Origin of the sequence: Acidiphilium multivorum AIU301 (assembly GCF_000202835.1) — a bacterium.
Taxonomy (GTDB): domain Bacteria; phylum Pseudomonadota; class Alphaproteobacteria; order Acetobacterales; family Acetobacteraceae; genus Acidiphilium; species Acidiphilium multivorum.
In genome coordinates, this window is the sequence record NC_015186.1 from 2,030,675 (window position 1) to 2,054,906 (window position 24,232).

Sequence of the window (24,232 nt, forward strand, 5' to 3'; positions counted from 1 at the left end):
CCTATAGCATGTGAGAAGGACGGATCATGGCGATTTCCCATCGCGGCTTCACGATCACGCGTGTGCCGATGCTCGCTGACAATTACGCCTGGCTGGTGGCGCATGGCGGGGCGAGCGCCTTCGTCGACCCGGCGGACGCGGCGGCGGCGATCGAGGCCGTCGAGGCGGCGGGCGGGCGGCTGGACTGGGTGCTGCTGACGCATCATCACGACGACCACATCGCCGGGGCGGTGGACCTCGCGGCGCGGTTCGGCGCGCGCATCGCCGGCAATGCGGCGGATGCGGCGCGGCTGCCGAAGCTGGATGCGGCGCTGGCGCCGGGGCAGACGATCGATCTTGGCGGAGAGGCCGTGCGGATGATCGCGACGCCGGGGCATACGGTCGGGCATGTCACCTACCTGTTCGGCGATGCGGCGGCGGCCTGCGGCGATACGCTGTTCAGCCTCGGCTGCGGGCGGATGTTCGAGGGCACGCCGGCGCAGTTCCATGCCAGTCTGCAGGCGCTGGCGGCACTCGACCCCGAGACGCTGATGCTGTGCGGGCATGAATATACGCTGTCGAACGCGCGGTTCGCCCGCCATGTCGACCCGGACAACGCGGCGCTGGCGGCGCGGGCGGCGGAGGTGGAGCGGCTGCGCGCGGCGGGCGCGCCGACGCTGCCGGTGCGGCTCGCCGACGAGCTGGCGGCGAATCCCTTCCTCCGCGCCGCCTCGGCCGAGGAATTCGCCCGGCTGCGCGCCGCCAAGGATAAATTCTGACCCTGGCGACGGGCCGGAGCAGAAGTCTGACCCTGGCCGCGGGCCGGGGCAGGAGTCTGACCCCGGCGGCGGGCCGGGGCAAAAATCAGGGGGAGAGCAGCGGGGCGATCTGGTCGAGCACGGCGGCGTCCTCGATCGTCGGCGGGATGACCGGCTGCGCGCCGTTCGCCATCTGCTTCATCGTGGCGCGGAGGATCTTGCCGGAGCGGGTCTTGGGCAGGCGCTGGACCACCAGCGCGTCCTTGAACGCGGCGACCGGGCCGATGCGCTCGCGCACCAGGGCGACGAGCTCGGCGGCGATTTCGGCATCCGCCCGGGCGACGCCGGATTTGAGGACGACGAGGCCGAGCGGCACCTCGCCCTTCACCGCGTCGTGCCGGCCGATCACGGCGCATTCGGCGACATCGGGGTGGGCGGCGAGAACCTCTTCCATCGCGCCGGTCGAGAGGCGGTGGCCGGCGACGTTGATGATGTCGTCGGTGCGGCCCATCACCCAGATGTCGCCATCCTCATCGACCATGCCGGCATCGCCGGTGCGATACCAGCCGGGGAAGGTTTCGAGATAGGCGCGGCGGTAGCCCTCGTCGTCGTGCCAGAGGGTGGGGGCGCAGCCGGGGGGCAGCGGCAGGCGGATGGCGAGGGCGCCAACCTCGCCGGAGGGCATCAGCCCGCCCTCGGGGTTGAGCGCCCGGACCTCGTAGCCGGGACAGGGGCGGCCGCCGGAGCCGGGCTTGAACGCGGTGAGGCCGAGGCCGCGGAAGCGGGCGGAGATCGGCCAGCCGGTTTCGGTCTGCCACCAGTTGTCGATCACCGGCCTGCCGAGCAGGGCGGCGATCCATTCGGCGGTCGGCGGGTCGCAGCGCTCGCCGGCGAGGAACAGGGCTTCGAGTTTCGAGAGATCGTGCTGGCGGGTGAGCGCGCCCTCGGGGTCCTGCTGCTTGATCGCGCGCAGGGCTGTGGGGGCGGTGAACAGGGTTTTGACCCCGTGCTGGGCGCAGACGCGCCAGAAGGCGCCGGCATCCGGCGTGCCGACGGGCTTGCCCTCGTACATCACGGTGGTGACGCCGGCGAGCAGCGGGGCATAGACGATATAGGTGTGGCCGACGACCCAGCCGACATCCGAGGCGGTCCACATCACCTCGCTCGCGCTGCCGGGGCCGGGATGGACGTCGTACATCATCGGGATGGTGGCGGCGAGGGCGACGGCGTGGCCGCCATTGTCGCGGACGATGCCCTTGGGCCGGCCGGTGGTGCCGGAGGTGTAGAGCACATAGAGCGGGTCGGTCGCGGCGACGGGGACGGGATCGTGCGGGACGGCGGCGGCCTCGGCGTCGAGATAATCCTCGTCGCGGCCGGGGACGAGATCGGCGCGCAGGGCCTCGCGCTGGAAGATCAGGCAGGCGCGCGGCTTGTGGGCGGCGCGCTCCAGGGCAGCGTCGAGGATCGGCTTGTAGGGCACGACGCGGCCGGGTTCGAGGCCGCAGGAGGCGGCGATGACGAGTTTCGGCTCGGCGGAGTCGATGCGGCTGGCCAGCTCGGGGGCGGCGAACCCGCCGAAGACGACGGAATGAATGGCGCCGAGCCGCGCGCAGGCCAGCATCGCGATCGCCGCTTCGGGGACCATCGGCATGTAGATCACCACGCGGTCGCCCTTCGCGACACCGCGGGCGGCGAGCGCGCCGGCGAGTTTCGCCACGCGGTCGCGCAGGGCGCGGTAGGTGTAGCGGGCGATGCGGCCCTCCATCGCGCTGTCCCAGATCAGGGCGACGCGCTCGCCGGCGCCGGCGGCGATGTGACGGTCGAGGCAGTTGGCGGCGGTGTTCAGCGTGCCGCCCGGAAACCAGCGGCCGAACGGACCCTGGGCGGGATCAAAAACCTTTTCATAGGGGGTGATCCAGTCGATCCGGCGGGCGGCCTCGTCCCAGTAGGCCTCGGGGGCCCGATGCCAAGAATCGTAGCGCGCCTGGTATTCGCTGGACATGTTTTCCGCTCCCTCGCTTCCGTTGGCCGGTCGTTACGGAGAGACTAGGAGCAAGCCGGGCGGCGGGCAATCGGGGCGGAGGAGTCGCTCGCGCGAGGCGAGATCCGGCAGCACGAAACCGCGCGTTGGCGCAGTCTGGCAGCGCGGAGGCGCGCGCTGCTGGAGGTCCGGGCGGGAATCGAACCCACATCCAAGGATTTGCAGTCCTCTGCATAGCCACTCTGCCACCGGACCGGCGCGCGACTGAGTGCGGCTTATCGGGCCGGGCCGGGTTCCGGTCAAGCCCCGCGGCGGAGGATGGCTTTGCCCGATCGCGCCCCGCGTCCTATAGAGGGGCGGCCCCAGCGTAGAGGATCCCCGATGTCGGACAATGAACGGTATTTCCGCGACGCCCGCACCCTGATGGTGGACGGCCAGATCCGGCCCAACAATATCGCGGATGACCGGGTCATCACCGCGATGCGGACGATCCGGCGCGAGCGGTTCTGCCCGCCGGCGCAGACGGGCCGCGCCTATTCCGATGCCGACCTGCCGCTCGGCCATGGCCGGTTCATGCCGGCGCCGCTGACGATCGCGCGGCTGGCGCAAGCCGCCGCCACGCATCCGGGCACGCGGGTGCTGGTGGTGGGGGCCAACACCGGCTACGGCGCCGCGGTGCTCGCCTCCGGCGGCGCGGCGGTGGTGGCGCTCGAGGAAGACGACGCGCTGCGCGCGATGGCGGCGGAAGCGCTGGCGGCGGAGGCGGCGGATGTGAGGCTGGTGGCCGGGCCGCTTGCGGCCGGCGCGCCGGCGCAGGCGCCGTTCGACGTCATCGTGATCGAGGGCGCGGTGGACATGCTGCCGGCGGCCTTCGCGGCGCAACTGGCGCCGGGGGGCCGGCTCGTCACCATCCTGAACGATGACGGCATCGGCCGGCTGGTGGTTGCCGAGGCGGTGGGCGGCGCCTTCGCGCACCGGACGCTTGCCGACCGGAACGCGCCGTTGTTAGCATCGTTCCAGCGTAAGGCGGCATTCAGTTTTTGATCATAAAGAAATGATAGGTTTCATGTCCTCTTTTCAGGAGACACGGCATTTGCAGGCATTGCGAGCGAAACCGGGATGGCGGCGGCGGGCCGCGCTCTGGGCCGCGCTGCCGATGGCGGCGCTGCTGGCGGCGCCGGCGGCGCGGGCCGGCGACGCAAGGCCCTCGACCCTGACCGCGGCGCTGGCGGAAGCCTATTCGAACAATCCGACCCTGCAGGAACAGCGGGCGACGCTGCGCGCCACCGACGAGAACGTGCCGGCGGCGCTTTCCGGCTGGCGGCCCACCGTCACGATCCAGGGGTCGGCCGGGCGTGTCGACGAGACCACGGAATCCGCGTTCAACGTCGGCAACCCGCCAACCCTGACGCGCAACAGCCTGACCGCGGCGCGCAACGACGCGACCGGGCAGATCACCGTCAACCAGTCGATCTTCGATGGCGGGCTGACCGCCGCCAAGCTGCATGAGGCGAAGAACAGCGTCTACGCCGCCAGGGCGCAGCTGCTGGCGACCGAGCAGACCGTCTTCGCCAAGGTGGTCAATGCCTATGTGACCGTCATCACCGACCGTCACCTGCTCGATCTCGACATCAACAACGAGAACGTCCTCGCCCAGCAGCTGCGCGCGGTGAAGGACCAGTTCAATGTCGGCGAGATCACCGAAACCTCGGTGGCGCAGGCCGAGGCCTCGCTCGCCGGGGCGCAGGAACAGGTCGCGGTGGCGAAGGGCAACCTGCATATCGCCGACGAGAGCTTCCGCCAGCTTGTCGGCTCCTATCCGGCGCGGACACTGGTGCCGCCGCAGCCGCTCGAACTGCCGGTGCGGGGCAAGACCCCCCTCGCCCATGCCGCGCTGCGCAACAATCCCGACGTGGTGGCGGCGCTGTTCACCATGGCGTCGAAGAAGGATTCGGTCGATGCCGCGGTGGCCGGGCTCGGGCCGCAGCTCTCCCTCTCGGCCTCGGCCTTCGACGAGTCGAACCCCGGCGGGCCGCATTCGCGCTCCACCGGCGGGCAGATCCTCGCCAACCTGACCATCCCGCTCTACCAGGGCGGCAAGGAATATGCCGCGATCCGGCAGGCGCGGGACAATGTGCAGTATGCCTATTCGGCGGTGATCGACGCCCAGCGGACGGCGGTGCAGCAGGCGACCCAGGCATGGGAGGGGCTGAAGGCCTCGAAGGCGGCGATCGTCAGCACCCGCGCGCAGATCAAGGCCGACGCGATCGCGCTCGACGGCACCGAGCGGCAGGAAATCGTCGGCACGCGCGACACGCTCGACGTGCTGAACGCGCAGCAGCTCCTGTTCAACGCGCAGACCACGCAGATCCAGAACATCGCCAACGAGGTCGAGCAGTCCTATGCGATCGCCGCCGCGATCGGCCGGCTGACGGCGACCGATCTCGCCTTGCCGGTGACGCATTACGACGACCTCAAATACTACGACACCGTGAAGGACGCCCTGTTCGGCAATGGCGACGTCGCGTTCCGCGACGCCGGCATCGCCCCGGACGGCACCCTTCTCGCCCGGCCCAAAATGGCGCCAAGCGGCCCGACCGAACTGCATATCCAGCCCGAGGACACACACCCATGAGCGGAACGCCAACGGACCCCGCGGCCGAACCCTCGATGGACGAAATCCTTTCCTCCATCCGCCGCATCCTGAAAGATGACGATGCCGTCGCCATGCCGGCGCCGGACGTGCCCGAGGAGGCGGGGAAACCCGTGCTCGACCTCGATCCGTCGATGATCGTGGCCGAGGGGCGCGGCCCGGGGAAGGCCGGCGGCGCGGCCGAGTTCGAGCAGCCGGGCGCCGTCGCCTCGGCGCCGGCGCTGTCGCCGGCGACGCCGCCGGGCATGGCCACCGGACAGACGGTCGATGCCGCCGCGATGTCGCTGCAGAATCCGGAACGCCTGGTCAGCGCCGAGGCCGCGGAGCGCGCCGCGAGCCATATCGACTCGCTGCGCCGCACGGTTTCGGCGGATCGGGGACTTTCGCTCGGCCGCGGCGACCTCACGATCGAGGACGTCGTCCGCTCGGAAGTGCGCCCGCTGCTGAAGGCCTGGCTCGACGCCCATCTGCCCAATCTCGTGGAGCGGATCGTCCGCGCCGAGATCGAGCGGCTGATCGGCGAGGAGGGCCGCTAGGCCGCCGCTCCTGAACTTCGCGGGTGGATTCCAGGGGCTGCGCGCTGAAATATTGATTTTTCCAGTGTCCGCCGTGAATCTGAAATCCGTCGGATTTCAGATACGGGACATCAGGCCGCGGCCTTCCGTCTCTCCCGGGTTTCGCGCATAGAGGCTTCATGCTGGACAAGAATTTCGATCCGGCCGCGTTCGAGTCGCGGCTCTACGGTCTCTGGGAACAGGCGGGCGCCTTTGCCGCCGACCCGTCGCGCGCGGCGACGCCCTTCACCATCATGATCCCCCCGCCCAACGTGACGGGGAGCCTGCATGTCGGCCATGCGCTGACGATGACGCTGCAGGACGTGCTGATCCGCCATCACCGGATGAACGGGCGGGACGCGCTGTGGCAGCCGGGGACCGACCATGCCGGCATCGCCACCCAGCTGATGGTGGAGCGGGAACTCCAGCGCGAGGGAACGTCGCGCCAGGAGATCGGCCGTGACGCCTTTCTCGACCGGGTGTGGACCTGGAAGGCCGAGCAGGGCGGCAACATCACCCGCCAGCTGCGCCGGCTCGGCGCCTCTCCGGACTGGTCGCGCGAGCGCTTCACCATGGACGAGGGCCTGTCGAAGGCGGTGCGGACCATCTTCGTCCGGCTGTTCAATGACGGGCTGATCTACCGCGCCAAGCGGCTGGTGAACTGGGACCCGGTGTTCCGCTCGGCGATTTCCGACCTCGAGGTCGAGATGCGCGAGGTGAAGGGGAATCTCTGGCACCTGCGCTACCCGGTCGAGGGCACGGAGCGGACCATCACGGTGGCGACGACGCGGCCGGAGACGATGCTCGGCGATACCGCCGTGGCGGTGCACCCGACCGACGAGCGCTATGCCGACCTGGTCGGCCGCACCGTGATCCTGCCGATCACCGGGCGGCGGATTCCGATCGTCGCCGACGAGCATTCCGACCCGGAAAAGGGATCGGGCGCGGTGAAGATCACCCCGGCGCATGATTTCAACGATTTCGGCGTCGGCCAGCGGCATGGGCTGGCGATGCCCTCGGTGCTGGACCGCGAGGCGCGGATCACCCTGGCCGAGATCCGCGCGGAGAGCGCGCCGCCGGATGCGGCATTTCTCGACAGTCTCGACGGGCTCGACCGGTTCGAGGCGCGGCGGCGGATCGTGGCGCATCTGGAAGACATCGGCGCGCTGGAAAAGATCGAGCCGCATGTGCACGCGGTGCCGCATGCCGACCGCTCGAACGCGGTGATCGAACCGCTGCTGACCGAGCAGTGGTTCTGCAACGCCGAAGTGCTGGCGGGGCCGGCGATCGAGGCGGTGGAGGACGGGCGCGTGCAGTTCGTGCCGAAATCGTGGGAAAACACGTATTTCGCCTGGATGCGCAACATCGAGCCCTGGTGCATCTCGCGCCAGCTCTGGTGGGGGCACCGGATTCCCGCCTGGTACGCGCCGGACGGGACCGTGTTCGTCGCCGAGACGGAGGAGGCGGCCCTTGCGGAGGCGGCGGAGCATTTCGGCCATGCCGTCGCGCTGCGGCAGGACGACGACGTGCTCGACACCTGGTTTTCCTCCGCCCTCTGGCCGTTCTCCACCCTCGGCTGGCCGGAGAACACGCCGGAGCTGGACCGCTACTATCCGGGCGACGTGCTGGTGACCGGGTTCGACATCATCTTCTTCTGGGTGGCCCGGATGATCATGATGGGGATGTATGCGATGGGCGACGTGCCATTCCGCACCGTCATGATCAACGGGCTGGTGCGCGACGAGCGCGGCCAGAAGATGAGCAAGACCAAGGGCAACGTGATCGATCCGCTGGCGCTGATCGACCAGTTCGGGGCGGACGCGCTGCGCTATACGGTGATCGCGCAGAGCGGCGCCGGGCGGAACATCAAGCTCGGGCCGAACATGGTCGAGGCCAATCGCAGCTTCGTCACCAAGCTGTGGAACGCGGCACGGTTCTGCGAGATGAACCAGTGCCGGCCCGACCCGGCGTTCCGGCCGGAGACGGCGGCGCTGCCGCTCTCGCGCTGGATCCTTGATGCGGCGAACCGCGCCGTGCTGGAGGCGACCGAGGCGCTGGAGGGGTTCCGCCTCGCCGATTATGCGCAGGCCTGCTACCGCTTCACCTGGGGCGATTTCTGCGACTGGTTCCTCGAGCTGGCGAAGCCGGGGCTGGCCGGCGAGGACGACGCCGCGCGCGAGCTGCGGGCGGTGGCGGCGCATGTGCTGGGCCTGCTGCTGCGGCTGCTGCATCCGGTGATCCCGTTCGTCACCGAGGCGCTGTGGGACGAGTTCGGCTATGGCGCGCCGGGCTCGCTGATCCGCGCCGCCTGGCCGGTGCCGGAGGCGGTGCGCGAGGCGGCCGCGGCGCGCGACGAGGTGTCGTGGGCGATCCGCGCGATTTCGGAAATCCGCGCCGTGCGCAGCGAGATGAACGTGCCGGCGGCAACGCGGATCGACCTGCTGATCCGCGACGCGGCGCCGGAAACCCTGGCGCGGGCGGCACGCTGGCGCGAGGAGATCGGCCGGCTCGCCCGGGTGGCGACCCTCGCCCCGCTGGAGGGCGAGATGCCGCAGGGCGCGGCGCAGGCGATTCTCGACGAGGCGACGCTGGTGCTGCCGCTCGCCGGCATCATCGACCTCGCCGCCGAGCGCAAGCGGCTGGCGACGACGCGGGCCAAGGCCGAGGCCGAGGCCGGCAAGCTGCGCGGCAAGCTCGGCAACGAGGATTTCGTCCGCCGCGCGCCGGAAGAGGTGATCGCCGAGAACCGCGAGCGGCTGGAAGCGGCCGAGGCGGAGATGGCGAGGCTGGACGCCGCCCTCGCCCGCATCGCATGATCGGCGGAGCAGTTTCGGCCGCGTGACGGCCACCGCGCCGGGCGGTGGCGGGGCGGCGCAGGGAGACGCCGGATGAACCGTTCCGCCGCGACCATCGCCGTGATCCTGATCGTGCTTGGCGTTCTCATCGCCGTGCCGCTGCGCCTCGCCTTTCCCGGCGCCGTGGTGGCGCTGCTCGGCATCGCCTGCGGGCTGACGCTCAGGACGGCGAACGAATGGGAGCGCGCCGTGGTGCTGCGGCTCGGCCGCTTCGCCGGCATTCGCGGGCCGGGCGTGTTCTTCATCATCCCGGTCATCGAGACGGTCTATGTGCTGGTCGATACCCGCAAGCAGAGCACGATCATCAGCGCGGAGAACACGCTGACGCTGGATGGCGTTTCGGTCGCGGTGGATTCGGTGCTGTTCTGGAAGGTGGAGGATGTGCGGCGGGTGGCAACCGAGCTGACCGATTATCGCGCGATGATCGGCCAGGTGGCGCAGACCTCGCTGCGCGAGATCATCAGCGGGATGGGGTTGGGCGAGATTCTCGGCAATCGCGAGGCGATGGATGCGAAGATCCGCGCCGCGATCGCCGCGAAGTCGCAGGATTGGGGGATCGGCGGGATCGCGGTGGAGATCCGCGACGTGCGGATTCCGGCCGAGCTGAACGACGCGATGAGCCGCAACGCGCAGGCGGAGAAGGAGAAGCAGGCGCGGGTGACGCTGGCGAGTTCGGAAGTGGCGATCGCCGAGCAGATCGTCCATGCCGGGGAGGTGTATGCCGCCAACCCGATGGCGCTGAAGATCCGGCAGATGAACCTGGTTTACGAGATGAACAAGGACCGGGGGGCGACGATCCTGCTGCCGACCGAACTGGCCGGGGCGATGAGCGCGGTGCTGAAGGGGCTGACGCCGGAGGGCTGAGCCTCAGGCGCCTGCCGTCCTGAGCCCTCGGCTCAGGCTCCGGCCGTCCTGAGCGTCCCGGCTCAGGCTCCGGCCGTCCTGAGCCTCCCGGCTCAGGCTCCGGCCATCGTCATGCCCTCGATCCGCAGCGTCGGCGCGTCGGTGCCGCGGCGGAATTCGAGGTCGTTCGCCGGGGTGAGGTGGAGGAACATCTCGCGCAGATTGCCGGCGACGGTGACCTCGGCGACCGGCTCGGCGAGCTGGCCGTCGCGGATCATGAAGCCGGCGGCGCCGCGCGAATAATCGCCGGTGATGCCGTTCACGCCCATGCCGATCAGCTCGATGACATAGAGGCCGAGGCCGATATCGGCGATCAGCGCCTCGGGCGAGAGCGCGCCGGGCTGCATGTAGAGATTGCTCGGCGCCGGGGATGGCGGGCCGGAGGTGCCGCGGGCGGCGTGTCCGGTGGTGGCGAGGCCGAGCTGGGCGGCGCTGCGGGAGTCGAGCAGCCAGGTGGTCAGCCGGCCATCCTCGATCAGGGCGCGGCGGGAGACGGTCTGGCCCTCGCCGTCGAAGCTGCGCGAGCGCAGGCCGCGGCGGCGCAGCGGATCGTCGATGATGGAGATGCCGGGGGCGAAGATCGCCTGGCCCATCGCATCCTTGAGGAAGCTGGTGCCGCGGGCGATGGCGGCGCCGTTGATGGCGCCGGCGAAATGGCCGAGCAGCGAGCCGGCGACGCGGGGGTGGTAGACCACCGGCAGTTTCGTGGTGGCCGGGCGGCGCGGGTCGAGCCGGCTGACCGCGCGCTCGGCGGCGGCGCGGCCGAGGCCGGCGGGGTCAGCAAGGTCGGCGCCGTGGACGGCGGCGGAATATTCATAGTCGCGCTGCATCCCCACCCCTTCGCCGGCGATGGGCGAGACGGAGACGCCGTGGTTGGAGCGGGAATAGGCGCCGGCGAAGCCGCGCGAGGTGGCCAGCGCGATGTGGCTGCGCGACCAGGAGGCGCCGGCGCCCTCGGAATTGGTGATGCCCTTGACCGCGAGGGCCGCCTCTTCCGCCGCGGCGGCGCGGGCGAGCAGCGCCTCGACGCCGGGTTCGGCCGGATCGTCCATGTCGAGCGGGGCGGAATCGGGCGGCGGCGGCGCGTCGGGGATGGTGGAGAAGCGATCCTCGGGGACGACGCGGGCCATCGCCACCGCCTGTTCGGCGAGGCGGGAGAAGCCTGCGGGGTCGATCGCGCCGGAGGAGACGATGGCGCTGCGGCTTCCCACGAAGACGCGCAGGCCGACCGTGTCGCTTTCGGCGCGCTCGATCTCCTCGACCTTGCCGAGGCGGCGGCCGACGGAGAGCGAGGTGCCGGAGCCCATCAGCGCATCGGCGGAATCCGCGCCGGCGCGCTTCGCGGCGTCGAGCAGGGCTTCGAGCAGGTCGAGCCGGTTCACGCCGCCAGCCTCTCGATGATTTTCGGCATCTGCGGCACGCGGCCGACCGGGCCGATCGCGGCAAGGGTGGGCTTGGCGCGGAAGATGCGGGTGGCGACGCTGGTGATGTCGTCCACCGTCACGGCGTCGATCTTCGCGACGGTTTCGGCGGTCGGCACGATGCGGCCGAAGATCTGCCACTGGCGGGCGATCTGCTCGCAGCGGCTGCCGGTGCTTTCCAGCGACATCAGCAGACCGGCCTTGACCTGGGCGCGGGCGCGGCGGAGTTCGGCCTCGGAGACGCTCTGGCGAACCTTGGCCAGCTCGCCGAGGGTGACGGGGACGAGTTCGGCCGCCTCGGCCTCGCCGGTGCCGGCATAGATGCCGAACAGCCCGGCATCGCGCGCCGGCAGGGCGAAGCTGTAGATCGAGTAGACGAGGCCGCGCTTCTCGCGGATTTCCTGGAACAGGCGCGAGGACATGCCGCCGCCGAGCAAAGTGGAGAGCAGCATCGCGGCGTGGAAATCGGGATCGGCGTAGCCGACGGCGGGGAAGCCGAGGACGAGATGCGCCTGGTCGAGATCGCGCAGCTCGCGGTATTCGCCGCCGGCGTAATCGGCCGGCAGCGGCTCGGCGCGGGTGGCGGCCGGCAGGTCGGCGAAGTGCTTCGCCACGAGATCGACCACGCGCGCGTGTTCAAGATTGCCGGAGGCGGCGATGACGAGGTTCTCCGGCGTGTAGTGCGCCTTCATGTAGCGGCGCAGCGCGTCCGGCCCGATGGCGCGGATGATCTCCTCGGTGCCGAGGGTGGGCCAGCCCATCGGCTGGTCGGGATAGGCGGCGAGCTGGAAATGGTCGAACACGATATCGTCCGGCGTGTCGTTCGCTTGGCCGATCTCTTGCAGGATGACGCCGCGCTCGCGCTCGAATTCCGCCGGATCGAAGGTGGAATGGCAGAGGATGTCGCCGATGATGTCGATGCCGAGGGAGAGATCCTCCTTCAGCAGCTTCACGTAATAGGCGGTCTGCTCGCGCGAGGTGTAGGCGTTGATGTGGCCGCCGACATCCTCGATCGCCTCGGCGATGGCGGCGGCACTCCGGCGCTCGGTGCCCTTGAAGGCCATGTGTTCGAGGAAATGCGAGACGCCGTTTTCCGCCGCCGTCTCGTGGCGGGTGCCGACGCCGGCATAGGCGCCGAAGGAGACGGTCTCCACCCGGTCCATCCGTTCGGTCAGGATGGTCAGGCCGGAGTCGAGTTTCGTCACCTGCACTGTATCACTCATGCATCGTTCCTGTGCGCGAAATGGCGGACCAGGGTCTCGACCTCGTCGAGGCTGTTGCCCGCGCGTACGAAATGTTCCTGACGGTCATATAGGTCGTCGAGACGCGGCGGCAGCCCCGGGCGGATGCCGATCGCGCGATGCATTGCCTCGGGGAACTTGGCGGGGTGCGCCGTCGCCGCGGCGATGACCGGCACGCCGACCGGGGCGGCGGCGCGGGCGGCGGCGATGCCGATCGCGGTGTGCGGGTCGGCGATGTAGCCGGTTTCGGCGCGGATCCGGGCGATTTCGGCGAGGGTCGCCGCATCGTCGAGGGCGAGGCCGGCGAAATCCCGCCGGACCGACTGCCAGACCTCGCGGGAGACCTTCATCGTCCCGCTGGCGCGGAAATCGACCATGGTGCGGGCGGTCTCCGGCGCATCCCTGCCCAGCGCCTCGAACAGGAGGCGCTCGAAATTCGAGCTGACCTGGATGTCCATCGAGGGGGAGACGGTTTCGACCACGCCGGCGGTGCGCATGTCGTTGGCGGCGAGGAAGCGGGCGAGGATGTCGTTCGCGTTGCTGCCGACGATGAAGCGCTCGATCGGCAGGCCCATCTGCCGCGCCGCCCAGGCGGCGAGGATGTTGCCGAAATTGCCGGTCGGCACCGCGACGGCGACCGGGCGGTCCGGCGCGCCGAGGGCGAGGGCGGCGGCGGCGAAATAGGGGATCTGGCCGGCGATGCGCGCCCAGTTGATCGAATTCACCGCCGACAGGCGCAGCTCGGTGCGGAAGGGCGCATCGGCGAACATCGCCTTCACCAGGTCCTGGCAGTCGTCGAACGTGCCGGAGAGGGCGATGTTGAGGACGTTGCGGGCCTTGACCGTGGTCATCTGCCGGCGCTGGACCTCGGAGGTGCGGCCTTCGGGGTGGAGGATGGCGATGTCGACCCGCAGGCGGTCGCGGCAGGCCTCGATCGCGGCGGAGCCGGTATCGCCCGAGGTGGCGCCCACGATCGTCACCCGCTCGTCGCGGGCGGACAGGACATGGTCGAACAGGCGGCCGGCGACCTGGAGGGCGAGATCCTTGAAGGCGAGGGTCGGGCCGTGGAACAGTTCCAGCACGAAGAGCGAGGGTTCGAGCTGGACCAGCGGGACGACCGCCGCATGGTCGAACCCGCGATAGGAGGCGCGGGTGATGGCTTGCAGATCGTCGAAGCCGATGGCGCCGCCGGTCATGAACGGGGCCATGACGCGGGCGGCGAGCTCGGCATAGGGCAGGCCGCGCAGCGCGCGCCATTCCGCCGGGGAGAAGACCGGCCAGGTCTCGGGCACGAACAGCCCGCCATCCTCGGCCAGCCCGGCCAGCAGGACATCGTCGAATTCACGGGACGGGGCCGCACCGCGGGTGGAGACGTAGCGCATCGGCAGGTCGTTCCTGGAAAGGCGTCAGCGTGCGGCGCCGCGCGCGGCGGCGCCGCTGCGGATCAGGCGTTGGCGATCGTCTCGCCGTCGCCCTGGGCGCGGCGGGCCTGCCAGAGGCCGACGAAATCCACCGGGCCGAGCATCACCGGCGGGAAGCCGCCATCGCGGGTGACATCGGCGAGGATGTTGCGGGCGAAGGGGAACAGCAGGCGCGGGCATTCGACGAGCAGCACGGGCTCGATCTGGTTGTCCGGAATGCCGGTCAGGGTGAACACGCCGGCATAGGACAGGTCGGCGATGAACACGGTGAGGTCCTTGCCGCCCTCAGCGCCGTTGCCGCTTTCGGCCGGTGCCGGATGGGTCGCTTCCGCGCGGGTGGTCAGCGTCACCTCGTAGACATGGGCGTCGTCCTGCAGGCGCTGGACCTGAACGTCGAGGTTGATGTTCACGGTCGGAGCCTGGCGGAGGAGCGTATAGATCGCCGGCGCACCGGGAACCTCGAAGGACAGGTCCTTCGTGTACTGGATGTTGAGCGTGAGCGGCGCGATCTGCGTTTCGGACATTGGTGGTGGCTCCATTTGACTGATGGCCCGCCTAGCACAGGGGCGCGTTTGGTGCCAGCATGACGCGACAAGGAGCTTGCGCCATGACCAGGAGCGTGTTCATCGACGGCGAGGCCGGAACGACCGGCCTGCAGATAGTGGAGCGGCTGCGGCGGATGCCCGGCGTGGCGTTGCGCAGCCTCGACCCGGCGATGCGCAAGGACCCTTCCGCGCGCCGCGCGATGATGGAATCCGTGGACCTCGTGGTGCTCTGCCTGCCGGATGCGGCCGCGCGCGAGGCCGCCGCCATGGTGGAGGGAATGGGCAGCGCCGCCCCGCGCCTGCTGGACGCCAGCACGGCGCACCGGACCGCGCCCGGCTGGACCTACGGGTTCGCCGAACTGGCGCCGGGACAGGCGGCCGCCATCGCCGCGGCGCCGCGCGTCGCCAATCCGGGCTGCTACGCCACCGGCGCCATCGCCCTGCTGCGGCCGCTGGTCGATGCCGGATTGCTGCCGGAGGATCATCCGGTCGCGATCAACGCGGTGTCGGGATATTCGGGGGGCGGCAAGGCGATGATCGCCGATCACGAGAGCGCCGGCGGCCCGCCCTTCGAGCTCTACGCGCTGTCGCTCAACCACAAGCACCTGCCGGAGATCGTCGCCCATGCCGGGCTGGCGCGGCGGCCGATCTTCGTCCCTTCGGTCGGGCATTTCCGCCAGGGCATGCTGGTCTCGATTCCGCTGCATCTCGACACCCTGCCCGGCCGGCCGACCGCGCGCGAGATCGGCTCGGCGCTGATGGACCGGTATGACGGCGGCGGGCAGGTGGTGGTCCGCAAGACGCCCTGCGAGCAGCGGCTGGAGGCGGCGGCGGCCGAAGGTTCGGACCTGATGGAGCTGTTCGTGTTCGAAAACGAGGCCGAAAGCCAGGCGGTGCTGGTGGCAAGGCTCGACAACCTGGGCAAGGGCGCCTCGGGCGCGGCGGTGCAGAATATCGGACTGATGCTCGGGCTGAACGCGAACCGGGAGGTCCGCGCCGCGGCGCACGCCTGATCTTGACCCGCCGCACGGCGCCGCCCACGATGAGCGCCGAGAGGAGGGCAAACCGATGCGACTTTTCATCGCCCTCGATCTGCCCTGGGAGATCCGGCAGACCCTGGCGGGCTTCGCCTTCAACCTGCAAGGTGCGCGCTGGGTGCCGGCGCAGAACATGCACGTGACGCTGCGCTTCATCGGCGAGGCCAGCCGGCTCCAGGCCGAGGAGATCGATCACGCGCTCGCCGCGATCCGCGCGCCGGGGTTTCCGCTTACCCTGGCCGGTGCGGGCTGGTTCGAGAAGGGCGGCCGGGTGACCTCGCTGTGGATCGGGGTGGACCGCAATCCGGCGCTGCTGCACCTGCAATCGAAGATCGAGACCGCGCTGCGGCGGATCGGCCTGCCGCCGGAACGCCGCCGCTACGCGCCGCACGTGACGCTGGCACGGATGGATCTGCCGGTGGGACCGCGCTTCGCCGAATTCGTGCAGAGCCACAATCTCTACCGCTCGCCGCCGATCGAGGTGGGGCACATGACGCTGTTCAGCTCGCACCTGAGCGACGACCATCCGGCCTATACGGCGGAGGTCGAATACGAACTCGGCGCGGCCCCCGCGCCCTGAGCGGGGGCTGACGAGGATCGGGATGGCCGCAATGAAAACGGCCCGGATCGGTGATCCGGGCCGTTCTGACTCACGCCGGGAGCGGCGCCACTTCGTCAGGCGGGAGCCTGCATTACTTCATCGTCGGCATCACGAATTCGGCGCCGGCGCGGATGCCGGTGGGCCAGCGGGTCGTGATCGTCTTGAGCTTGGTGTAGAAGCGCACGCCTTCCGGCCCGTGCATGTGGTGGTCGCCGAACAGCGAGGCCTTCCAGCCGCCGAAGGAGTGGAACGCCATCGGCACCGGAATGGGCACGTTGATGCCGACCATGCCGACCTGGATGCGGTGGGCGAATTCGCGGGCCGAATCGCCGTCGCGGGTGAAGATCGAGGTGCCGTTGCCGAATTCATGGGCGTTGATCATCCCCGCCGCCTCGTCGAAGCTGCCGGCGCGGACCACCGAGAGCACGGGGCCGAAGATTTCCTCACGGTAGATCTTCATCTCCGGGGTGACGCGGTCGAACAGCGTGCCGCCGATGAAGAAGCCGTTCTCGTAGCCCTGGCGGCGGAAATCGCGGCCATCGACGACCAGCTCGGCGCCGGCGGCGATGCCCTCGTCGATATAACCGCGCACCTTGTCGAGATGCTGGCGGGTGACGAGCGGGCCCATCTCGGCCTCGGGGTCGGTGCCCGGGCCGATGCGCAGGTCGCGCACGCGGGGGGCGAGGCGCTCGACCAGCGCGTTGGCGGTCGCCTCACCGACCGGGACGGCGACCGAGATCGCCATGCAGCGCTCGCCGGCGGAGCCATAGGCGGCACCCATCAGCGCATCGACCGCCTGGTCCATGTCGGCGTCGGGCATGATGATCATGTGGTTTTTCGCGCCGCCCAGCGCCTGGGCGCGCTTGCCGTGGCGGGCGGCGGTTTCATAGATGTAGCGGGCGATCGGCGTCGAGCCGACGAAGCTGACGGCGGAAATGTCGGGATGGGCGAGCAGCGCGTCCACCGCCGTCTTGTCGCCATGGACGACGTTGAACACGCCATCCGGCAGGCCGGCGTCCTTCAGCCATTGCGCGAGCAGCAGGGCAGCCGAGGGGTCGCGCTCGGAGGGCTTGAGGATGAAGCAGTTGCCGCAGGCGAGGGCGACGGGGAACATCCACATCGGCACCATCGCCGGGAAGTTGAACGGGGTGATGCCGGCGACGACGCCGAGCGGCTGGCGGACGGAGTGGCTGTCGATCCTGGTGCCGACATTCTCGGTGACCTCGCCCTTGAGCAGCAGCGGGGCGGCGGTGGCGAACTCGACCACCTCGATGCCGCGCTGCACCTCGCCCTTCGCATCCGAGATCACCTTGCCGTGCTCGGCGGAGATCACCGCGGCGAGATCGTCGATCCGCTCTTCGAGGATGTGCAGGAAGCGGTTGAGGATGCGCGCGCGCCGCAGCGGCGTGGTTTCGGCCCAGCCGGGAAAGGCCTTGTGGGCGGAGGCGATCGCCGCCGCGATCTCGGCTTCGGAGGCGAGCGGAACCTGGGCGGCGACCTCGCCGGTGGCAGGGTTGTAGACCGGCGCGGTGCGGCCGCTCTGGCCCGGCACGAGGCGGCCCTCGATGAAATGCTGGATCTCGGTCGGCATGGAAATTCCTCCTCCGTCTGATGGGATGGCGGCACCGTTTTTCGCGCTTTGAATTCCGCATATCAACGCGCAGAATTGCGGTATCGATGTGCATGAAATAACGTTCGCCGCGATGAACTGGGACCGGATCAGGATTTTCCTTGCGGTGGCGCGGCACGGCCAGATTCTCGGCGCGGCGCGGCAGCTGCGGCTCAACCACGCGACGGTGGGGCGGCAGCTTTCGGCGCTGGAGGAGGAACTGGGCGCGAAGCTGTTCGAGCGGCATACCGGCGGCTGCACGCTGACCGGGGCGGGCGAGGCGCTGCTGCTCGCCGCCGAGCGGGCGGAATCGGATTTCCTGCGCGTCGGCTCGGCGCTGGCCGGAACGGCGGAAGACGTGGCGGGGGTGGTGCGCGTCGGCGCGCCGGATGGGCTCGGGAACTATTTCCTCGCCCGCGAACTCGGCGCGCTGGCGGCGCGGCACCCCGAACTGACCATCCAGCTCGTGCCGCTGCCGCGCACCTTCTCGCTGTCGCGGCGGGAGGCGGATCTCGTCATCACTCTGGAGCGGCCGAAACAGGGGCGGCTCGTGGTGCGCAAGCTCACCGACTACACGTTGAGCGTCTATGCCGCCGCGTCCTATCTCGACCGGCACGGGCCGATCCGGCGGCAGGAGGACCTCGCCGGGCACCTGTTCGTCACCCATGTCGAGGAGCTCGCCTATAGCCGCGCGCTCGACTACGCGGCGACGCTGGGGCGGATCATGCGGCGGCATTTCGAATGCGGCAGCGTGGTCGGCCAGATGGAGGCGGTGCGGGCGGGGCATGGAATCGGCATCCTGCACGATTACGCGGCCATCGGGTTTCCCGAGCTGCGCCGCCTCGTGCCTGACCTGCGCTTTACCCGGAGCTACTGGCTGATCGCCCACCCCGACACGCACAAGACAAGGCGGGTGAGCGAGGTGGCCCGGCATATCGGCGAGCGGCTGGGCGCGGCGCGCGGACGGTTTATCGCTCCCTGAGCGGCCGCAAGCCCCGCACCGATACATTCTGCACATGAATGATATTGAGACAGGGCATGTTCATCGAACCGCCACAAGGACCCATCTGCTTCTCCGTAAGCCGGCTGCTCCCTGCCGGCGGAAACCGACGGAATGGCCGAAGAGCCTTCCGCGACATGGAGAAGTGCAATGACGAAGACGATCAAGATCATGGCGGCGCTTGCGGGTTTCACGGTGATGACGGCGGGCACGGCGATGGCCGCGCAGATTCCGCTGCAGAGCCAGCCGATCGCCGCGGAAGCGGCGCACAGCAACGGCGCCGTGTCGTTCGGCAATAGCGCGACCGCGGGTGCGCCGGCCGGCACGCAGACGCCGGTGACGACCTCCCCGGGCTTCACCCCGTTCGTGGGTAACTGATGCCCTGACCCTTCGCGCCGGCTTCGGCCGGGCAGGGTCAACGGAAGGCGGATGCGGCGATGTCGCATCCGCCTTCGCCGTTTGCGGGGCCGGCGGTGTTGATCCCGATCAATGCGGCGGGGCGGGGCGGCGTCCAGTATCGCGGCGTTACAAGCATCGCACATCGCGAGGAGCCGCGACTTGCCGAAATTGCCGTCCCGACCGGTCCGCCTCGTTCTCGTGGCGGTGATGCTGCTCGCCGCCGCGGGCGGCGCCGCGCTGCTCCGCCTCGGCGACGGGCGGAAGAGCGACGCGATGACATTCTACGGCAATGTCGATATCCGCGAGACGATGCCCGCCTTCGAGGTGAGCGGGCGGATCACGCGGATCGCGGTCCAGGAAGGCGCGCGGGTGCGGCGGGGCGAACTGCTCGCCACGCTGGACGATACCAGCTATGCGGCGGCGCTCGCGCAGGCCGAGGCCGCCATGGCGAACCGGAAGGCGACGCTCGCGCGGATGCTGGCCGGCTCCCGCCCCGAGGAGATCGCCCAGGCGAAGGCCACGATGGACGCCCTGAAGGCGCAGGCCGACAACGATGGCAGGGTGTATCGCCGCCTCGAATCGCTGAGCCGGAAGAGCGCCGCGAGCCTTCAGGACCGGGACAACGCGCAAGCCGCATTCCTGGCGGCCAGGGACCAGTATCAGGCGTCGCGGCAGGCCTATCTTCTCGCGGTGAAGGGGCCGCGCGCCGAGGACATCGCCGCCGCGCGCGCGGCCTGGCGGGAAGCCGCCGCAGCCGTCGCCCTCGCCCGGCGCAACCTTGACGAAACGAAGCTGCATGCCCCGGCGAACGGCGTGATCGAGGACCGGATCCTGGAGCCGGGCGACATGGCCTCGCCGGCCACACCGGTGTTCACCATCGCCCTCCCCTCCCCGCTCTGGGTGCGCGCCTATGTGCCGGAGGCGGAACTCGGCCGGCTGCGGCCCGGCATGACGGCCTCGGTGAGTACCGACAGTTTTCCCGGCACGCGGTATCGCGGCTGGATCGGGTACATTTCGCCCACCGCCGAATTCACCCCGCGAACCATCGAAAGCCCGGAACTGCGCACCGCGCTGGTCTACCGGATACGGGTCTATGTCTGCGATCCGCGCGGGCAGTTGCGGCTCGGCATGCCGGCGACGGTGCGGATCGACAAGGCTGCGCCGGCAACCGGGGCGACCGGCTGCTTGCCGGACCATGATGGCGGACGGTGACACGCCGGCCTTGCGCCTCGACCGGGTCTGCCGGCGGTTCAGCGGCGGCGGGCGGGAGATTGCGGCGGTGGACGAGGTCAGCGCCGTGGTGCCGCATGGCGGGGTGACCGGCCTGATCGGCGCCGACGGCGCGGGCAAGACCACGCTGATGCGGCTGATCGCCGGGCTGTTGCGCCCGGATCGCGGCGCGATCGAGGTGCTCGGCATCGATGTGCGGCGCGATCCGCTCGCGGTGCAGGGGCGGATCGGCTACATGCCGCAGCGCTTCGGGCTCTACGAGGATCTGACGGTCCGCGAAAATCTCGACCTCTACGCCGATTTGCAGGGCGTCTCGGCAGCGGAACGGCCCGCACGCTATGCCGAGCTGATGACGATGACCGGCCTCGCCCCCTTCACCGCGCGGCGGGCCGGGCGGCTTTCGGGCGGGATGAAGCAGAAGCTCGGCCTGGCCTGCACGCTCGTGCATCCGCCACGGCTGCTGCTGCTCGACGAGCCGACCGTCGGCGTCGATCCGGTGTCGCGCCGGGAATTGTGGGAGATCATCGACCGGCTGACCACGCATGAGGGGGTGACGGTGCTGTTCAGCACCGCCTATCTCGACGAGGCGGCGCGCTGCCGCGCCGTGTTGCTCCTGCACGAGGGTCGGCTGCTGGCGCACGGCCCGCCGGCGCAGTTCACCGCGCCGATGGCGGGACGGACCTTTCGCGTCGCCGCACCCGAGGGCGAACGACGGCGGCTGCAGGCGGCCCTCGCCACAGCAGCGGGGGTGATCGACACCGTCATCGAGGGACGTTTCGTGCGGGTGGTGAGCGATGCGGCGCCCTGGCGCGGACCGCCGGGGATCGAGGCGCTGCCGGCGGCGCCGCGCTTCGAGGACGGGTTCGTCGACGAACTGCTCCGCCTGCGCGGCGGGGCGGCAACGCCTGCGGCCCCCTCCCCTGCCCCGCCGATGCCGGCGGCCGAGGCGGCGAAGACCGTCATCGCGGTGGAGCGGCTGACGCGGCGGTTCGGCGATTTCACCGCCGTCGATGCCGTGAGTTTCGAGGTGCGCCGCGGCGAGATCTTTGGCCTGCTCGGCGCGAACGGGGCGGGAAAATCGACCACGTTCCGCATGTTGTGCGGCCTGCTGCCGCCGAGCGAGGGGCGGCTCGACGTCGCCGGCTACGATCTGCGGCGCGCGGCGGCGGCGGCGCGCGGGCGGATCGGCTACATGGCGCAGAAATTCTCGCTCTATGGCGACCTTACCGTCGCGCAGAACCTGACCTTCTTCGCCAGCGCCTGCGGGCTGCGCGGCGGGCGGCGGGCGGCACGGATCGGCTGGGCGCTGGCGGAATTCGGGCTGGAGGCGATGCGCGGGGCGGCCGCGCGCGACCTGCCGCTCGGCTACAAGCAGCGCCTCGCCCTCGCCGCGTCACTGATGCACGAGCCGGACATCCTGTTTCTCGACGAGCCGACCTCGGGTGTGGACCCGCTGGCGCGGCGGGATTTCTGGCGGCGGATCAGCGCGCTGGCGGAGGCCGGGGTGACGGTGCTGGTCACGACCCATTTCATGGAAGAGGCCGAGTATTGCGACCGGCTGGTGATCATGGCGCAGGGGCGCATTCTCGCCGAGGGCACGCCGGCCTCGATCCGCGCCGCGGCGGCGGACGCGGCCCGGCCCGACCCGACGATGGAGGACGCGTTCATCGCCGTGATCGGCGCGGCCGAGGGGAAGGCGGCATGAACGGCGCGGCGCTGCGGCGGGTGCGGGGGCTGATGCGCAAGGAGGCGCTGCAGATCCTGCGCGACCCGTCCGCGCTCGCCATCGCCTTCCTGCTGCCGGCGATCCTGCTCTGGCTGTTCGGCTACGGCGTGACGCTCGATGCGCGGCGGGTGCCGCTCGGCATCGTGGTGGAGCAGCCGGGGGCGCTTGCCGCGAGCTTCGCCGCCGGGTTCGACCGCTCGCGCTATTTCGATCCGCACCGCTACCTGACCGGCCAGGCGGCCGAACGGGCGATGGCGGCGCGGAAGGTGGACGGGATCGTCTGGCTGCGGGCCGATTTCGGCCGGCAGGCGCGCGGGTCGGCCGGCGCGCCGATCGGCGTCATCATCGATGGCGTCGATGCCAATACCGCGCGGCTGGTCGAGGGCTATGTCCAGCAGGTGTGGGCCGGATGGGTCGCGGCGGAGGCGGCGCGGCAGGGGGTGCGCGATCCGCTGCCGCTCGATGTCCGCCCGCGCGTGCGGTTCAACCCCTCGGTCAACAGCCGGCATTATCTGATCCCCGGCCTGATCGCGCTGATCATGACACTGACCGGCGCGCTGCTGACGGCCCTCGTCATCGCCCGCGAATGGGAACGCGGGACGATGGAGGCGCTGATGGTGACGCCGGTGGCGTTGCGCGAAATCCTGATCGCGAAGCTCGTGCCCTATTTCGTGCTCGGAATGGGCGGGATGCTCGGCTCGGTCGCGATCGCGGTGTTTCTCTTCGGCGTGCCCTTGCACGGCTCGATCGTGGTGCTCAGCGCCTGCGCCGCGCTGTTCATGCTGGCCACCCTCGGCATGGGGCTGGTGATCTCGACGGTGGCGCGCAACCAGTTCGTCGCCGGGCAGATCGCGCTGATCACCACCTTCCTGCCGGCCTTCATCCTCTCGGGCTTCGTGTTCGACCTGCACAGCACGCCCGGCTTCGTCCAGGCGATCTCGCATGTGGTGGCGGCGCGATATTTCGTTGCGATTTTGCAATCCGTATTCCTGGCGGGCGATGTCTGGGCCGTCATCCTGCCGAACGCGGCGGCGCTCGTCGTGCTCGCGGCGATCTTTCTCGGGCTGGCGCGGGCGCTGGCGCGCAAGCGGCTGGACTAGGCGGGATGGCGCGCATCATCGCCCTCATCATCAAGGAGCTGCAGGCGATCCTGCGCGACCGCAGGGGCCGCGTGGTGCTGTTCGCCGCGCCGCTGATCCAGCTGATGGTGTTCGGCTATGCCGCGACCTTCGACCTCAACCGAGTGCCGGTCGCGATCTACAACCAGGATGGCAGCCAGGCCTCGCGGGAACTGGTCGCGCGGTTTCTCGGCGCGCCCACCTTCGAACTGGCGGACACGCTGCACAGCGACCACCGGATCGACGCGCTGATCGATTCCCGCGCGGTGCAGATGGTGCTGGTGATCGGCCGGCACTTCACGCGCGACCTGCTGAGCGGGCGGGCGGCGCCCGTGCAGGTGATCGTGGACGGGCGGAATTCCAACACCGCGCTGATCATCGTGGGATATGCGAACACGATCCTCACCCGCTTCGGCGATGACTGGCGGGCGGCGCGGGGCGGGCGCGGGCCGCCGGCGCATCTCGTGATGCGGGCGCGCTACAATCCGGCGCTGCGCTCGCAATGGTTCGTGGTGCCGGGCATCGTCGCACTGCTCACCCAGGTGGTGACCCTCGTGGTGATCGGGCTTTCGGTGGCGCGCGAGCGCGAGGCGGGAACCTTCGACCAGCTGCTGGTGACGCCGCTGACACAGCTCGACATCCTGATCGGCAAGAGCGTGCCGGGGCTGCTGATCGGCATGGTCGAGGCCACGGTGATCATTCTCGCGGCGGTGTTCTGGTTCCACGTGCCGCTGCGCGGGAACATCGTGGCTCTCTATGTCGGGCTGCTGCTGTTCGTCACCGCCGTGACCGGGGTGGGGCTCGCGATTTCGGCGGTGTCGGCCACACAGCAGCAGGCGCTGCTCGGCGCGTTCCTGTTCATGGTGCCCTCCGTCATTCTGTCGGGCTTCGCGACACCGATCGCCAACATGCCGGTCTGGGTGGAACGGATCACGCTGGTCAACCCGCTGCGCTACATGCTGGTGATCGTGCGCGGCGCGTTTCTCCAAGGGGCGGGGTTCGGCACGCTGGCCGGCCAGTTCTGGCCGATGGCGGCGATCGGCGCGGTCAATCTCGGCCTCGCGGCCTGGCTGTTCCGCAAGCGCACGACATGATTTTGCGCCCGCGTGATGCGGGCGACATGATTTTCCGGCCGCATGATCCAGATCAAGGCGGATACGTTTTTTAACAGGCATTTCGGATACACCTTTTGACGCCGGCC

General features: G+C 70.0%; 20 protein-coding genes and 1 tRNA gene. 14 read left to right on the forward strand and 7 right to left on the reverse strand.

What is annotated here, in order from left to right; translation table 11 throughout:
* The first annotated feature begins 26 nt into the window (after positions 1-26).
* On the forward strand, positions 27-758 hold the full coding sequence (gene gloB / locus ACMV_RS09120; RefSeq protein ID WP_013640209.1) for a hydroxyacylglutathione hydrolase: 732 nt from the start codon (positions 27-29) through the stop codon (positions 756-758).
* A gap of 85 nt (positions 759-843) precedes the next feature.
* Here the strand turns inward: gloB and ACMV_RS09125 are convergent, their stop codons facing one another.
* Positions 844-2,739 carry an AMP-binding protein gene (locus ACMV_RS09125; RefSeq protein WP_013640210.1) on the reverse strand — a complete coding sequence of 632 codons (1,896 nt, stop codon included), beginning with the start codon at positions 2,737-2,739 and terminating at the stop codon, positions 844-846.
* A gap of 160 nt (positions 2,740-2,899) precedes the next feature.
* Positions 2,900-2,973: transfer RNA gene (locus ACMV_RS09130), tRNA-Cys, on the reverse strand.
* A gap of 126 nt (positions 2,974-3,099) precedes the next feature.
* Between ACMV_RS09130 and ACMV_RS09135 the strand changes: the two genes are divergently transcribed.
* From ACMV_RS09135 to ACMV_RS09155, 5 genes are all read left to right on the forward strand, one after another.
* Positions 3,100-3,762 carry a protein-L-isoaspartate O-methyltransferase family protein gene (locus ACMV_RS09135; protein WP_013640211.1) on the forward strand — a complete coding sequence of 221 codons (663 nt, stop codon included), beginning with the start codon at positions 3,100-3,102 and terminating at the stop codon, positions 3,760-3,762.
* A 112-nt stretch (positions 3,763-3,874) separates the two neighbouring features.
* Positions 3,875-5,353 carry a TolC family outer membrane protein gene (locus ACMV_RS09140; RefSeq protein ID WP_013640212.1) on the forward strand — a complete coding sequence of 493 codons (1,479 nt, stop codon included), beginning with the start codon at positions 3,875-3,877 and terminating at the stop codon, positions 5,351-5,353.
* Positions 5,350-5,907: a DUF2497 domain-containing protein gene (locus ACMV_RS09145; RefSeq protein ID WP_011942484.1), complete on the forward strand. Its 558-nt coding sequence runs from the start codon at positions 5,350-5,352 to the stop codon at positions 5,905-5,907. Before ACMV_RS09140 ends, ACMV_RS09145 begins: the two co-directional genes overlap by 4 nt.
* Before the next feature lie 158 nt (positions 5,908-6,065).
* Positions 6,066-8,741 carry a valine--tRNA ligase gene (locus ACMV_RS09150; protein WP_013640213.1) on the forward strand — a complete coding sequence of 892 codons (2,676 nt, stop codon included), beginning with the start codon at positions 6,066-6,068 and terminating at the stop codon, positions 8,739-8,741.
* 72 nt (positions 8,742-8,813) lie between these two features.
* Positions 8,814-9,644, forward strand: coding sequence for an SPFH domain-containing protein (locus ACMV_RS09155; RefSeq protein ID WP_013640214.1), 831 nt, complete (start codon positions 8,814-8,816; stop codon positions 9,642-9,644).
* Positions 9,645-9,736: 92 nt separating this feature from the next.
* Here the strand turns inward: ACMV_RS09155 and ACMV_RS09160 are convergent, their stop codons facing one another.
* The 4 genes from ACMV_RS09160 to secB all read right to left on the reverse strand — a co-directional run bounded on the left by ACMV_RS09160 (position 9,737) and on the right by secB (position 14,290).
* Entirely contained in the window at positions 9,737-11,065 is a 1,329-nt protein-coding gene (locus tag ACMV_RS09160) for a TldD/PmbA family protein (RefSeq protein WP_013640215.1), read from the reverse strand.
* Positions 11,062-12,327, reverse strand: coding sequence for a M16 family metallopeptidase (locus ACMV_RS09165; RefSeq protein WP_041664835.1), 1,266 nt, complete (start codon positions 12,325-12,327; stop codon positions 11,062-11,064). Before ACMV_RS09165 ends, ACMV_RS09160 begins: the two co-directional genes overlap by 4 nt.
* Positions 12,324-13,727 (reverse strand): threonine synthase, encoded by a 1,404-nt coding sequence (gene thrC / locus ACMV_RS09170; RefSeq protein WP_013640217.1) that lies wholly within the window; start codon positions 13,725-13,727, stop codon positions 12,324-12,326. The genes ACMV_RS09165 and thrC overlap by 4 nt, the downstream gene beginning before the upstream one ends.
* Positions 13,728-13,789: 62 nt before the next feature.
* A complete protein-coding gene (gene secB / locus ACMV_RS09175; protein ID WP_013640218.1) occupies positions 13,790-14,290 on the reverse strand; it encodes a protein-export chaperone SecB in 501 nt (166 codons plus the stop codon).
* Positions 14,291-14,373: 83 nt separating this feature from the next.
* Here secB and argC point away from each other — a divergent pair, with 83 nt between their 5' ends.
* Both argC and thpR read left to right on the forward strand, forming a co-directional pair.
* Complete coding sequence (gene argC / locus ACMV_RS09180) at positions 14,374-15,324, forward strand: N-acetyl-gamma-glutamyl-phosphate reductase (RefSeq protein ID WP_011942490.1); 951 nt, start codon at positions 14,374-14,376, stop codon at positions 15,322-15,324.
* A 55-nt stretch (positions 15,325-15,379) separates the two neighbouring features.
* The gene (gene thpR / locus ACMV_RS09185) at positions 15,380-15,928 is read left to right on the forward strand and encodes an RNA 2',3'-cyclic phosphodiesterase (RefSeq protein WP_011942491.1); all 549 of its coding nucleotides are present in this window, start codon (positions 15,380-15,382) and stop codon (positions 15,926-15,928) included.
* A gap of 112 nt (positions 15,929-16,040) precedes the next feature.
* Here the strand turns inward: thpR and ACMV_RS09190 are convergent, their stop codons facing one another.
* Complete coding sequence (locus tag ACMV_RS09190) at positions 16,041-17,540, reverse strand: CoA-acylating methylmalonate-semialdehyde dehydrogenase (protein WP_013640219.1); 1,500 nt, start codon at positions 17,538-17,540, stop codon at positions 16,041-16,043.
* Between the two features lie 88 nt (positions 17,541-17,628).
* On the opposite strand from ACMV_RS09190, the gene ACMV_RS09195 reads away from it, so the two are divergent.
* The 6 genes from ACMV_RS09195 to ACMV_RS09220 all read left to right on the forward strand — a co-directional run bounded on the left by ACMV_RS09195 (position 17,629) and on the right by ACMV_RS09220 (position 24,125).
* Positions 17,629-18,540, forward strand: a complete 912-nt coding sequence (locus ACMV_RS09195; RefSeq protein WP_231844328.1) for a LysR family transcriptional regulator — start codon at positions 17,629-17,631, stop codon at positions 18,538-18,540.
* Between the two features lie 168 nt (positions 18,541-18,708).
* The gene (locus tag ACMV_RS09200; protein ID WP_013640221.1) at positions 18,709-18,936 is read left to right on the forward strand and encodes a hypothetical protein; all 228 of its coding nucleotides are present in this window, start codon (positions 18,709-18,711) and stop codon (positions 18,934-18,936) included.
* Positions 18,937-19,116: 180 nt separating this feature from the next.
* Positions 19,117-20,169 (forward strand): efflux RND transporter periplasmic adaptor subunit, encoded by a 1,053-nt coding sequence (locus tag ACMV_RS09205; RefSeq protein ID WP_081479235.1) that lies wholly within the window; start codon positions 19,117-19,119, stop codon positions 20,167-20,169.
* Positions 20,156-21,892 (forward strand): ATP-binding cassette domain-containing protein, encoded by a 1,737-nt coding sequence (locus ACMV_RS09210; protein WP_041664837.1) that lies wholly within the window; start codon positions 20,156-20,158, stop codon positions 21,890-21,892. Before ACMV_RS09205 ends, ACMV_RS09210 begins: the two co-directional genes overlap by 14 nt.
* Positions 21,889-23,013, forward strand: a complete 1,125-nt coding sequence (locus ACMV_RS09215) for an ABC transporter permease (RefSeq protein WP_013640224.1) — start codon at positions 21,889-21,891, stop codon at positions 23,011-23,013. The genes ACMV_RS09210 and ACMV_RS09215 overlap by 4 nt, the downstream gene beginning before the upstream one ends.
* A 5-nt stretch (positions 23,014-23,018) precedes the next feature.
* Positions 23,019-24,125, forward strand: a complete 1,107-nt coding sequence (locus ACMV_RS09220; protein ID WP_013640225.1) for an ABC transporter permease — start codon at positions 23,019-23,021, stop codon at positions 24,123-24,125.
* The last annotated feature ends 107 nt before the right edge of the window (positions 24,126-24,232 follow it).